General features: G+C 59.1%; 7 protein-coding genes. 6 read left to right on the forward strand and 1 reads right to left on the reverse strand.

From position 1 onward, the window contains the following. Positions 1-5: 5 nt before the first annotated feature. Positions 6-2,453, reverse strand: coding sequence for a ParB/RepB/Spo0J family partition protein (locus IG197_RS10305; protein ID WP_192318634.1), 2,448 nt, complete (start codon positions 2,451-2,453; stop codon positions 6-8). A gap of 530 nt (positions 2,454-2,983) precedes the next feature. Between IG197_RS10305 and IG197_RS10310 the strand changes: the two genes are divergently transcribed. From IG197_RS10310 to IG197_RS10335, 6 genes are all read left to right on the forward strand, one after another. Then, positions 2,984-3,226 (forward strand): hypothetical protein, encoded by a 243-nt coding sequence (locus IG197_RS10310; protein ID WP_192318635.1) that lies wholly within the window; start codon positions 2,984-2,986, stop codon positions 3,224-3,226. Between the two features lie 276 nt (positions 3,227-3,502). Next, positions 3,503-4,030 (forward strand): group I intron-associated PD-(D/E)XK endonuclease, encoded by a 528-nt coding sequence (locus tag IG197_RS10315; RefSeq protein WP_192318636.1) that lies wholly within the window; start codon positions 3,503-3,505, stop codon positions 4,028-4,030. A 259-nt stretch (positions 4,031-4,289) separates the two neighbouring features. Continuing rightward, positions 4,290-6,344, forward strand: a complete 2,055-nt coding sequence (locus tag IG197_RS10320; protein WP_192318637.1) for a Druantia anti-phage system protein DruA — start codon at positions 4,290-4,292, stop codon at positions 6,342-6,344. Between the two features lie 2 nt (positions 6,345-6,346). Next, positions 6,347-7,957 (forward strand): hypothetical protein, encoded by a 1,611-nt coding sequence (locus IG197_RS10325; RefSeq protein WP_210346906.1) that lies wholly within the window; start codon positions 6,347-6,349, stop codon positions 7,955-7,957. 88 nt (positions 7,958-8,045) lie between these two features. Continuing rightward, complete coding sequence (locus tag IG197_RS10330) at positions 8,046-9,308, forward strand: hypothetical protein (RefSeq protein WP_192318639.1); 1,263 nt, start codon at positions 8,046-8,048, stop codon at positions 9,306-9,308. A gap of 1 nt (position 9,309) precedes the next feature. Continuing rightward, entirely contained in the window at positions 9,310-14,031 is a 4,722-nt protein-coding gene (locus IG197_RS10335; protein WP_192318640.1) for an AAA family ATPase, read from the forward strand. Positions 14,032-14,105: the final 74 nt, after the last annotated feature.

Consider the following 14,105-nt stretch of genomic DNA (forward strand, 5'->3'; position numbering starts at 1 on the left):
GCGGTTCACTCGGCGGCTTCGTGGAACGCTTCGCCGTCCACGTCCTCGCCGTTCTCGGCGTCGGGGTCCGGACTGACCGGGGCTTCCTCCGGGTCCGCGATTTCCTGCGCGTCGGGGTCCGGCGTGTCCGGGGCCGTCTCGTCGGGGTCCGACGCATCCGGGTCGTCGGGGTCCGGCGTCTCGGGCGGTATCGCCTCCGGGTCGACGAAATCCTCCGCTTGCAGTTCGGCCATGTTCGGCGCTTCCGGCACTTCCGCAACCGCGTCGGCGTCCGCCTCCGCGCCGTCTGCCTCTACGGGCGGCGCGGTGCGCAGCAGCGGCGGCAGCCAGCCGGTCCCGGCAAGAAGCTGCTCGGCGGCTTCCGCCATTTCCTGCTTCTTCTTGCCCGCAAGACGGTCCGCCGCTTCGTCGCCAGCGCCTTCGCGCACGGCGGCGAGGATATGGGCCTTGGTGACGCGGCCAAGATAGGCGCTGACGGTCGGCGTCCAATGCTGGCTCATGTCCAGCGCAAGCGCCGTCGCCAGCCTGTCGGCGGTGGCATAGGCGCGGTGCTTATGCTCCCACGGCAGCTTGAGGGCGTTGACCGTGAGCGAGGCGCAATGCGCGAACAGCGCCATGACGCTCGCCTGATCCAGACCGGCGATGAAGTCCCACAGGTCCGCCACGTCCTGCGGCATGTCCTGCGCCCATCCGGCATGACGATCCGAAAGCCGCTTTGCCGCCTCGGTGTCCTCGATGCCGATTGCATGTCCGTCGAGGTCCGCGCTGACGGGGCGGATTTCGAGGGCGTGGGCGCTCATGCCGAGATAGAACGTCTGCGCGGCGAGCGCATGGGTGACGGCGATCAAGGCCATGTCCGGCTGCTCGCCAAGCGCGAGGCGCAGGCCAAGCGTCCGGTGCGCGGTCAGGTCGCGGGTGAGAAGGTCCGAAATCGGCTGCGCCGCATCGCCTTCCGGCTCCGCGTCCTCGCTATCAGGGTCCGGACTGGACCCATCTTCGATGATTTCGCCATCCCCGTTCACGCGAACGCCGTCGATGACGGTTTCGCCGTCCGCGATTTCCTCCTGTTCCGGCTCCGGGGCCACGTCCTCGGGGCGGATGAAGCCGCGTTCGATGCGGGCCTGCCCGTCATGGTTCAGCACCACGAACAGACCGCCGCGCCCGATGTCGTCGGGATCATAGGCATGGCGGGCCGCATCGATGCGGGCGATTTCTTCCTCGAGCCTGTCCAGCCGCTTTGCCACCTTCGGCGGCAACTCGTCCGCGCCGTCCCACTTCTCCGACAGGGCGACAAGCTTGTCCTGCGCGGCGTCGTAGGAAGCTTCTTCCTCGTCGGAAAGCTCGACCGGATGCGCATAGACGCGCCGGAAGCCGTGGGCGTGAGGGAAGTCGATATGTGCCTCGCACCACTTCCAGCCTTCCGCCTTCCGCAAGCGTTGCGCGATCTTCTCCAGTTCCTTGCGGACAAGCTCGTCCAGCAGCGCGGCGTCCTCGAAGTAGCCACCGCGATCCTCCGTGAACAGGTCGCGGATGATCGTGCCGCCTGCCTTCTGGTAGGCCTCCGCGCCGATGAACACCGCGCGCCGATCCGTCGCCGGAACATTGTTCGCAGTCAGGTCGCGCCGGATGATGCTGGCATCCCTGTTATAGTGCAGGTTCGCATAGACCTGCTCCTGCCGCGCATGGTCGTCCGTGATGGCGAACGCCTGGTCGAGGGTCAAGCGGCCCTCGCGATAGACCTGCATCAGCTTGGGGCTGACAGCGCCGAGCTTGAGGCGCTGCTTCACCACATGCGCGCTAACGCCGAAACGGGCCGCGATGTCCGCCGCGCTCAAGCCGCGATTCTCCGCAAGCTCGCGGAACGCCTCGAACTGGTCGGCGGGGTGCATGGCGGCGCGCGTCACGTTCTCGTCAAGGCTGATCTCGAACGGGTCGTTCGCCGTGTCCACGACGCAGCGGATCGGCTCCGTTCGCTTGATCTCCTTGCGCCTCACGCGCAGCAACTGCGCCAGCCTGCGGCCTTCCCCGATGCTGACGAGATAGAAGCCGGTCGGCTTCCCGTCGCCGTCAAGCTCCGGTTCCACCACAAGGTTCTGGAACATGCCCTTGGCGGCGATGCTGGCCGCATAGGCTTCGATTTCGACCTCGGTGTGCGCGGTCTTCCGCGCATTGCGCGGGGACTTCTTGAGCTTGTTCAGCGGAATGAAAAGCTCTGTGCCGTGCGGGGGAAGCTCTGCCGCGTCCGGCTCCGCTGCAGTTCCCGCTTCCGGGGCGCTCACGGCTTCCGCCGCAACGTCTGCCGCATCCGCGACGGTTTCCGCATCCGGCTCCGGTACTGGCAGCACCGCCACGATGTCCACCGCTTCGACGCGGTTGCGTATTTCCGCATCCGCAACCGCTTCCGCCGTCGCAACCGTGACGGCCTTTGCATTCCTCTTCGATGTCCTTGCCATTGTTCCAATCCTTTCTCTCGTAAATGCCGGAGGCATGTCCCCGACATGCCTCCCGGGGGCGCGTGAGCGCTCGGCAGAGAGGGGGGCGGCTGCCGGCGAGCATGGCCGGGCTGCGCCGCGAGCGAGGCGGATCGGAAGGATTGGAACGGTGACGCCTACGAACCGCTTTGCGAGCGGGCGGCCCTGCCATCGCGCAGGCGGCGGTCGCGGGGGAGAGATGGCCGAGACCATCTCTCCCCTATTTCGAGGTCTTGACCACGCGACTTCAGGCGGTCGATCCGAATGTGAGCGTGATGGCTTGGACCGGTTGGCTCGATCCGGCAGTGCCGGCGCAATCGTTGATCCGGTCGTCGCCGGCAGGTACGCTGCGGTTGAACAGGGCGGGCGACCCACAGCGCCTTTGCGGCGCTTGCTAGCCTACGAGACGTCGATCTTAGCAGTATGGGTCGGTGCGCTTCTGATTCTGCGGACAACCCCGGAGGATGGGTAGCTCCGGCCAAACGCGCGTTCCGAGTTGAGACTGAGATCGCATGACGTCGACGCTGATGAGCCCTGCTTACATCGCAAGTGATCGCCGCTTGACGCTAGGGAACGGCGGCAAGGAATACTATCCGGTCGCCAACAAAGCTGTCGTCTATCGTGCACGCAATGCAGTCGCCACTCGAGGATACTCGGGCATCGCGTACATTGAGGGCATGCCGACTGACGACTGGATTGTTCGAGCTCTTCGCAGGCAGAGATCGGCCTTCGATCTTCTCGATCTGCGCGCGTAGCGATTCTATGACGGACTTGGACCGCAATCTTGTCCTTGACCTTCCAAGGGAGGTTCATCGTGTTCGCTATTTGTTCACTGTTCGCTCTGGAGGATCAAGAAGAATTCCCGTTGTAGCCAGGCGCCGACTACGGTCGGTCGGTCCACTGGGTAGTTAGGCAGACTGGGGTGGCGTTGCAGACAGCCATTCGAGCTTACATTTATATTGGGAGCTGAACTCGACTGTTCCCGCCTGGCGATGATGTAATGGCTGCATTTAATGGCGATAGGAGCAGATATGAACACCGAGACAAACCATCGGACGGAAGGTGATGCTCCAGCCAAGCGCCAAAACACAAAGCTGGAGGCGGAAGGTGCCGAGTTTCTCGTACTTGGAATGTTGCTCATTGAAGGTATTCAGTGTTTCAAAGCGTACACGAACTTCGCGGGCTATGACCTCGTGGCTGTAAATTCCTCTGGCGAGCGCTCCGCGCGGATTCAGGTTAAGAGTCGATGGGCTACTGATTATGACCGGTCTTTTCCGATCAAAAACTTCAACTGCGATTTCGTTGTATTGGCGGCACTCAACCGAGGTTATCGGTTTCGCGCAAAGGCAAATCTGGCTGTTCATGACGGTCGCAGTGGCCCGCGCTTTTATTGTTTCCCCGTTGGACTGGTTCGAAAAGCGCAGAATCCGATTGATAAGTGGGGAAAGGTTTCGCTCTCGCGGATCCCCGATCACACTCGGTATGAAGACGCGTGGCATTTGATCCGTGCGTATATAACAGGATCAGTGGGGCAGCGGCACGACAGCATCCCAGAATGACCTCCATATGAGTGCGAGACCGAGGCAACACCGCGACCGCCCAAAGCGGTTCCGCACAGAAAACGACCCCATAGCCCGCTAGCGATACCGCTTGCGCTACAAGTTTTAGAGAGAAAATCCGATGCGAGGGCAAGCGCGGGGTGGCCGAGCCGCAATAAGTCCGCTATAGTTGGAATATGAGCATAAACGGAAACACGAAGTACCAACGAACACGGGGCGCGTTCTTGTCCATTCCGTCCTTGAGCGACAGCGCTTAGCAATGATCGTGCCATTGTTTCCTCCGCTCGACGGCGAAGCCGCCGAGCGATTTCATGCTTTTGCGACCGATTTGTTAGATTTACAGCGCGCCGGCGGCAAACTTGAAATGGCGGATGTGCTGGCCCGCGAAGTCAGTTGGTGCCGCTCCGCCCATCATCTCGGCAAGAAGGTGCTAGCCTACGAAGCCTGTGTACGCATTCTGACCGATCTCGCTCGCCTGCGGTGGCGGATTAGCGAGCAAGGATATGGTTTTGCTCTTGAGAATCCTAAGGAATTGACCGGCGGGCGACCGACCGAGGAGATCGTCGCCAGCAAGGAGACGCTGCGAAGCGAGCTTCGGCCAGTTGTGGACGAGCAGCGTCGGAACCCAGCCGTCGTGGAGTTTATCACCAAGATGGAGGGGGAGGATCGGCTTGGTCGACGTAGCGTCAAGCTGCTGATGGCCCGCGGTGATGAGCTTGCAAAGCGCCTTGCTCCAGCCCTCTCAATGGCAGACTCTGATCGCTTGGCGGCACTGCGTTCAGCAGTACGTCCCTATCTTCAAGAGGCGGACGATAGGGTAGATTCGACGACGGGGCGCCGCCTGCGAGAGATTTGGCGATACTTTCGTTACAGTTGGTCTATTCCACAAGTTCCAACGCCTGGCCGCCAACTTCTTTACTTGATTCGTGATGCTGGTCATGAGGCTCATCCCGTGATCGGGATTGCTTCGCTCAACAACACTCCCTTGGAAATGGGAGAGAAGCGAGAGTCGTTCATTGGCTGGCATCTTACGTCTTTGATCGACCGACTCCGAGCAGCCTCAGTCCATGGTTCTGATGCCCTTGAAGCTGAGGTCGCATGGCTCGAAACTCAAATCGAAAGGTCTCTGGCGGAAGTTGATTGGACCAATCTCGTTACGCCTGAGCAGGTCGCTTCGCCTGACGAAGGCTTGGTGAAACGGCTAGCGAAAAAGGGCCAGGACTTTGCCAGGAAACGGGAGGCGCTACTGCGTGAAGTCGCCGCTTCCGAGCCCGGTCAGTTTGAAATCGAGGGCTGGTTCGAGGCTGATGCACCCCCTGTGGACGACGCTGTACTCGAGCTCGAGCCGAAGGCATCAGTCGATGCGCGCATGCATAATGCCCGCAAGCAACTCGTGGCTAAGAAGCGCGCCAATGCCCTGTCTCGCCTGTTATCGGCCCGCATCGCGATTGCCCGTCATCGCACCGCGCTCGTTGATCCCGGTGCAATTGAAGAAGCGCTCGGCAAAGATCAGGTTCGAAGCGCAATCAATATCATTCTCGAAGCTCTCAAAGGGCGACGTGCTGGCGCAAACCTGCTGGAGATAACTACCTGCGGCGCAATAGCTCCCTACAATCGTGTGCTTGGCGGCAAGTTGGTTGCGCTCCTCATGCTCAGCCCCCGTATCGCAGCAGATTACCGACGTCGGTACGGCAATCCTTCGATCATCTCCTCGCAGATGCGAAACCAACCGGTAACCCGAGACAACGCGCTCGTATATCTGGGAACAACGAGCCTCTACGTGCATGGCTCCAGTCAGTATAACCGGCTGCGCCTTCCGGCAGGTACAATCGCCGAGGATCAAAAAGAGATTGCATTCCACGCCATAGGCCAAACGTCCGGGTTTGGTACGGTGCAATTTTCTCCTGGCACCAGTCGAGCGGTCGATGCCTTCCTCTCCGCCGAGAATGACTTCAGGGAAGTCAACAGCGTGTTCGGCGAGGGAACCAGTCCCAAATTGCGTAAGCTCAAAATGGGATTGCGGAAACTTGGATTCGACCCCGATAAGTTGATTCAGCATCGTCAGCATCGCCTTATCTATGCTGCTCCACTTTTTCCGAAAGCGCGAGACTGGCTGGTCGAGCGCACCTCAGATTTGCCGTCGTTTCTTTCCGCTCCGGACCAATTCGAAGACGCGACCGAGCGGATTGCGGAGTTCTGGCGCGTCCGTTGGCTCGCGTCGAGATTGGATCATGCCAAATCAATGGCGGCATTGCGGCTAGACGAATTCACACCCTTGGGTAATTTGGGAACGCTAAGTACTGAGGAGGACTAGGAATGGGCGCTACTGGGGGCGGAGCGCGACATGCCGCAGCTTCAGCTGACGACATCTCGCTCTGGCGTACACTTGCGGCGGCGGGCCCAAAGGCGACCGCCGAGGCACTGAGTAATCAGGACTTTGACAGGTTGCACATAACGAGCGGCGTCGAGACCTTCTTGGCGTCGAAGGTAAGGGCTGGGCACAGCATAGTACTTACCGGCAACGCCGGGGATGGCAAGACACACCTTCTGAGACAGATGAAGCCGGAACTGGAAGTTGCCGGTGCCATTGTGGTCGAAGATGCCACTGCGCTCATGCGCGCTGGCAGCGTCCAGCCTATTCTAGACAAATGGCGGCAAGCAATCGAAGCGCAGCGCCCCTTTTGCATGGCCGCGAACGAATATCCGCTTTACCAGCTCCGTATCGCAGACAAAGAAAGCAAACATTTGGCGGAAGTCTCGCGACAGTGCCACCATCGGCTCGCCTACGGTCGCTCAACGGAAGACGAGAACGCTGATGGTCTCATTGTCCTGGACCTCAGTCTGCGAAACCCGTTAAGCGCAAATCTTATCGACGCTATGATCGACAGGCTTCTGAGCGATGCAGCGCTAAAGCAGGCGGTCATGGGATCTAGCGAGCCGATTGCCCGCCGCAATGTTGAATTGCTGTCATTGCCCCGTGTGCGTGAGCGCCTGCGCGCGCTCGCTGATAGACTGATCGCGCTTGGCTATCGTGCTACGGTACGTGAGCTTTGGATTCTCATTGCGCGCATGGTCTTTGGGCGGCTCGGTCGCGGTGACTTCGAAAGACCGGATTGGTACTCGGAGGCATTGTTTACACATGATGACCGTTTCGACGCCACAATTGCCTTGCGGGCGATTGATCCTGCTGGCAGCAGCCATCCTTTGTGGGATGGAGCGCTCGAACAACGGTCAGAGTCAGTTCGTCGTGGATGGGCTCTCAGGCAGCCTTTGCCGTCACCACACCCGACGCTTGCGTGGGCGGACTTTGCCGCTCTAAAACGCCGTTTCTATTTCGAGCATGAACGGGGCGACGAGGTGTTTGCTTTGGCGGATCCCGACGCAAATGAATTTCAGGCTCTACTCCAAGGGCAGCGCGGCTCGGGACCGGGGCTCGTTAGCAAGCTCGTTGAGGCGATAAACGCGGCGTACTGCCCGGTCCGGTTCGATTCACGCGACCAACATCTTTACCTCTGGAATGGCCATCGATTTCACGAACAACCTTCGCGTTCGTTCGTTGCAGGCGACCGCATCGCAGCTGACCAATTTGCTTTGGAGGTTCCTCGGCTACCGGCACGGATCGAGGGAGCTTTTGACTATCATCCTGATCATGTCGTCCTCACCGCGTCGGCGTTACCAGGCAAGCCACGCCTCAGAATTGACTTCCCTCTTTGGCAGACATTACGCCGGCTCGAACGCGGCTTGCCACGCAAGTTGGTTCCCGAACGTGACATCCACCGCCTGGACGCGTTTCTGGAAAAACTGGGAGCTGAGCTGAGCGGTGAGAGGCGTACGATCTGGTCCGTCCACCTAGAGAATCTGGATCTTATCCAGGTGAATCTGAGCGCAGATGGTCGTCGTTTCGAAAGCGTGCGGATCTATGCCTAAGCCCACTAGATCTCAGGCAGAGCGTCGTGCTGACACGGCAGCTGAACGGCGCGTCCACGGCGCGATACTTGGCTATCAGCCGTTGAGAATGAAGCCTGTCCACTTCGCGACTAGCTTCTTGCTTGCTCTTACGGGCCGCTACTATCGGCTCGAATACTTGAATAAGGCGTCTGTTCTGAAAGTCGCGCCCCGAGACACTCAGCGCGTGCGCGATGAGTATCCTTCGGAGCGTCTACATCCTCTACTCATCGAACAAGGTCGGCTCGACGCCACAGTCGACCTCGATACCTTTCGCACGCTTCGTGCTCATCTTGGTGCCGCCTACAACAACGATGGCGCTGCCCTCGCCGCGGCGTTCGAGCCCTATTCGACCTTCGGGGCTGACTATAGCGCGCCATCTCCCCGCTATATCTCCAATAAATCGAAGAATCACGGCCACTCCGGTAGCTTCGTATTGACCATTCTCGAGGCCAGCCCCGAAGGGGTCGAGACCCTTCGGGAAATTCGAGAGCTATTGGAGTTACCGCCGCCACCGCTGGCTACCCTTGGGGCGCCTCTGCTGGACGAGGACGATGAGACATGGGTCGACGAACACGACGAGCTTTTCGGCCCGATTGATGCGATCAGAGCGAGTGCCGTCGCTGCGCGCATGAGCGATGTGACCGCCGCGGTCTGCAGACTGGTCAGAAATCTCCGCAGGCAGCGATCGAATTACGCGCTCCGCTATCTGGTCCTGGGCCTGTGCTGCTGGTTATTCACCTACCTTTTACGCCAAGCGAGTGAGAACCCCATTCTGCTCATTGATGCGTTGCAAGGTGGCAATCTCCGTATCCGAGCTCAAAGTCGTTCTACTTACGCCAGGCTTCTTGACCTGTTTTCGTCGAGCTACGATCGAACGTTTGCGGATCGTTCAGCCGACGGTCTGAGCGAGGCGGACTGGAATGTGTTCGCCTCTTCAGCGGACGCACGTCAGGTGCTCGACGAGCATTTTCGTGACCTCGGCGTCCGGATTGGCATTGTCCAACCGCGATCGGCGATAGCAAAGCACAAGCATGTCGAACTCCAAGCTGACACATTGCGCATGCTCGCACTTAGTCTCCTCGATGAGGGACAGGTTTTAACCATGCCGGACTTTGCAGTCCAGTTGCACGCCACATGGTCGCTTGTCGTCGGAGCCGGTGTCCATGACGGAGAATTGCTCCGAAACAATCGCTTCGGGCCCTTGGATCGGGATGACGATCTTAGACCAAATGCAGCGGCATTCGAGGCGCTGATGATCCGACTAGGTCTGGCAATCGAACCTTCCGACGGGCTGACGCTCGTCGCAATAAATGCGGAAGAACTAATCTGAGATGGCAAAATCCGCTGCATCTTTCGTGGGCGAAGCACTTGCCGCCTGGATTCTGGATCGCCTGGACAACGATAACGATTTTGCCCGGGAAGGTTTGCCGCATGCTGACGCCGACGTGCTCATCGGTGCGCTTGCAGCAGGCGGACTGTCAGCAAGCGAATTCTCTTTGGCCTTAGTTGGTTTCGACGTGGACGAAGGAGAGATTCTCGCCAGCGCTTCTAAGCATGGCCTTATTGGTCTAGGCGGCATCACTACCGACCTTCATGTTGCCACCCATTGGCGCAACGAGCGTGACAAGCATCCGAGAATCATTGCGCTTGCCCGCGGCTATAACCCCAGCGTCCATGGCTTAAAATTCTTCTCGCGCGCCTCGTCGAGCGAGTTGGCAGGTTATCTCCTGGCTTGGGCCGCAACCCGGCAACAGTTCACTGCCACGCCACAGCATCGTGCTCTTCTGGGGACACTCCAATCACACCCAGCACTCGCACCACTTCGATCTCTAGAAGGCGTTTCGAACTACCTCGCAAGCTGGAGTTCCGCAAAAGCCGGTTCGATCGAGGCGCCACGCGATGCACTTCCGGCCTTGGGCCTACTGAGCGACCCTCAACTATTCGAGGCGGACGACATTGCGAAGCGGCTGGAAAAGAATCTTGCTCTGGGCGAGCGAATTACCATCCTCACGCCGAGTGAAATTAGGCAACGACGCCAGCGTGCAACCCGCTACCGGAACCAAGAAACGCGTTATGCGATCAATGAGGCACTGGATCGACTCGAGGCGCATCGGCTGAGCAATCCCCCGGATTGCCTGACATTAGACGATGCACAGCGTCTGGTGACACTGCCACCTGACACGACCTCCGTTGACGTTGAGCCTTCCGACGACACGTCAGGCAATAACACGACAGATGATGTCGCAGATGACGGCGTGCGGGAGGATCCCGATTTTCGCGAGATGGCAGTCGACGCGTTGCTCGAAGGGCGGGAGGAGGATCTTGCCGCGATCGGTAAGGCTCTAGAAGAGGCCTGGGCGGAATATGATCAAAACGGGGATCATCTCGCGTCGACGGAAGAAACGACCAAAGGGGCCGTCAATCTGGATGAAACGGTTGACCCGAAGATCATTGAGTGGGTCACCGGTTTCTGCGGTGCGGAGCTTTTTGGAGGTTTGATCGAGACGGATGTGCCCGACCTGCAGCAGGCCTTGTCACGTTTTGCCGAATTCAACCCCGTCTTGGTGAATCCGGAGGCCATCTGGCGCCACAACGGCATAGCGTATTCTATCGAGGCACTTCTGGTTGCTTGGGATAACGTCGAGGCTGTAGCAGAGGCAGTGTCGCGTCCGATGGCCGAAATGTGGCGTGATTTCGTGGCGAAACGAGCATCACTTGCGGACGACGTTAGGCAACTGCTTATCCATCCACGCGAATGGCTAGATACTCATCCGGACTCCAAGGAGCGTTGTAAGCAATACCTCGCGGTTGCCGGCGAGCTCTATAAGGCCGTGCAGCAGAATTATCGACCCGTGTGGGATCAATCCCGAGAATGGGCGCAGGCGACCCTCGATGCGATCCTATCGCTCGATCTCGTCCAGGTGCGCATTTTGAGAGGCGAAGGTGGAGTGAGTGCAAAAGCGGTAATGCTGCCACTCCATCCGCTGCATCTGTGGCGCTATCTGCGCCTTGGGGAGATCTTGCGCGATTTATCGCTTGCCGGTTCTCTCTCGGAGAGCGATCGCAAGGTGGTCCTTGAGGAATTGCGGCGACCAGAGCATTTCCTCGGCGTCATTCGCACCGGCGCCACACCGGATGCACGCGGGCTCAATCAACTCCTACCCGTTGCAAATACAATTTCCGGACTCGCAACATTTGAAAATCTGCATAACGCGGTCAGCAGTGCGGACGGTATCGAGACATTGGTACTTGCACTCAATCACTACGTCCTGCTGTACCCAAACCATCCGCGACCGCTTCGGCTGACGCTCGTCAACCCACCGGAGCCGGGAAAGCTGCTCGAACGCCTGACCAAATTCCTCAACGAGTCGCGTGACAGCGTTCAGCGCATCCCGAAACTTGACGTGTCGATAACGGCAACCCTGCAGCACAATGACCGGCTGATTGCAGCATCGACACTGGAGGGGAAAGCGCAGGATTTGGTGTATGAGAAAGTGGCCGCCGGTCGGTTGGAACTTAGGGTTGCGCGTCAACCTTACGAAAACCTTGACCGACTGGTACGTGGTGCTTTGCTCGATCGACCGCAACATGTTGTCGCCATCTTCGATGAATCGTCGATTTCAGTGAGGCGCCGAAGGGTAGAACGGCTACTGCCCATGAGTCCCTTCTGCGTTCGCCACGAGATTATCGTTGACCGAATGCTCGGCGATATCACTTTGAGCGCTCATCCCGGCGAACCGCCATTTTCGGACTTCGTGCTTATGATCCATGAGTTCGAACAAGAACAGCGCGACAGTACCATGATAGCTTCGGCGGATGCCGACCGCCTTCGGTCGACCATCGATGGTCTTGTCTTCGGGGATCTTCCGCCGGCACAGTGGGTGCTCTTGGCCGACAGGGCGCTGCCACCTGAAAGTGGGATGAGGGCAATTCGCCTCCTCCAACGCAAGGAAGGCCAGCGCCAGGTATTACTGAGTGCAGCGAACTATGGTCGGCTCTCGACCCTGATGTATGCGGCCTTCGCGAGTTGCAATCTTACCATCACCGATGTCGGCATCGGGCACGTTCTACGACAGGGAGTGAACCTGGTCGGTGCCGGACTGCTGGACATGATAAAGAAGCAGTCTGGGCAGCCCGACGATGCTAAAGTCCTTGGCTTCGTTGGCATGCTTCTCGCCGCTCGGGATATTCGCCGACAATTTCAGGACGCACTGGTGGCCTCGGTGGACGGAAAAATTGCGCGGCTGTGGCTCAAGCTTGGACCGGCAGCTGGGGGCGAACGGTGCGACCTGATCGCCGTACGTCGTGGATCGGATGGCTCCTTCAGATTGACGTGCATAGAGGTCAAGACGACCCGGGAAGCCACCTTGCAGGATGAGCAGGCGCTCGTTGCCCGGGCGTCCGAACAAATCGAAAGGACAGCGACGGTTTTGCTTAATGCGGTAAGCGGCGCCGGTCCATTCGCGGCACCGCGATCGGAAATGTTAAAAGAGGTTCTCGTTCGCGCCGCTTCGAATCGGTGGGGAGATGATGCCGACGATGCTTCCCAACGCAAGGTCTGGGGCCCGTGGCTAAAAGAGCTCTTCGCTGGAAGCGATCAACCTCCCACCGTGAAAGTCGACGGAGAGGTGGTCATAGTAAAGCTGCGTTCCACCGAAACTCCACGGTCCTATATGCTTGGAGATCGTTCGATCCCCGTCACAGTGCGTTCTATCACCGAACCGCTCGCTGAGGAGTTGTTCGGCAAAGACTTTGTATCAAAGGTGCCTCCCGGTGGCCAAGCACCCGATATGGGAGGTGACGGAGGCGGATCGAGTGGAATCAATCCGTCTCTTCCTACTACTCCCCCGTCGCCATCGGCGTCCTCGGGCGAAAATCGGCAGGTTCTAGAACGCCGCGAGGAAGTAGCATTCGCGTCGTCGCAGGACGAAGCTCCCGCGGGTTCCTATCGAGTGAAAGAACGCGAGGTGGAAGAGACGTTTGAAGTTACTGTCACGGAACCGGCCGAACTCTCGCCATCCAGTTGGCCGCCGGCGGTGAATGCGTTGGGTATGATCGGCCAGGATGAGATTGCGCGGGAACTCGACAATCAGGCGCGCAAGGCAAGAGGTTGGGGCGAGCGTTTCCTCGACAAGCTCTTCGTTGGTCCGGCAGGCGTCGGGAAAACGACGCTGGCGCGACGGATCGCCGAACAACTGCTTCAGCTGAGACCGATCCTGTTCAACGGGGCTGACCTCCGACGTCCCGAAATGATCGTCGAACGCTTGGTCGAGATGGAGAAGGTTCCGGCGGACGCCACCGGCACGGTTCGCGTCGAGCCTTGCCTGATCTTCATTGATGAAGTGCACGCCGTTTCGAATGCGGTCGCTACGGTATTGCTCAGCGCCTTGGACGAACGGCGCAACACCACCGTTGGCAACGTGCTCTACGATTTCACGGATGTGGTCTTCCTGTTGGCAACGACTGATCCGGGCAAGTTATCGGAAGCTTTCCAAAGCCGGCCTGACAAGACAATCTTGAGATCGTACACGCTTGAGGAGATGGCAGGCATTGTCTGGCTGCATTCCACCGGTAAACTCGGTCGGCCGGGGTTGTCACGGGAAACCTGCATCGAAATCGCGGCCCGCATGCAATGCAGCCCTCGACCGAGTGTTAATATTCTGGAACCGCTGATCGCCAGCTTTTATGGTTCGGCTGAGCGCGAGCTGCGAGACACTCCGAGCAAGGCCGACGTTTCACAACGAATGACCGCGGAAGCCGTTGCCAGTTGGTTTGAAGACACTCTGGGAGTCGACCGAAACGGGCTTGGGCCGGATCATCTCGGCTATTTGAAACTGCTTCGCACGCGCGGCGCTGCAGCAGAGGAAGAGATTCGGCGTGCGCTGGGAATATCCAATCGGGCGGACTTCGTCATCGTTACGGAGTACCTGGCGCGGCTCGACCTAGTTAAGGTCGGTCCCGGCGGTCGAAGCCTTACGTCTGATGGCCGTCGCTATCTTTCCGCGCCGAATACTCCCGATTTGCGTGATCGCATTTCACGACGAAGCCTGTAGCGAGTCTTCCTCCGACGATGTCTTCTAATCGATTGGGGCGCTGAGCTGTATATCGCTGCCGTGGCCTTCTGTGA

This window comes from Aminobacter sp. SR38 (genome assembly GCF_014843375.1).
GTDB classification, from domain to species: Bacteria; Pseudomonadota; Alphaproteobacteria; order Rhizobiales; family Rhizobiaceae; genus Aminobacter; species Aminobacter ciceronei.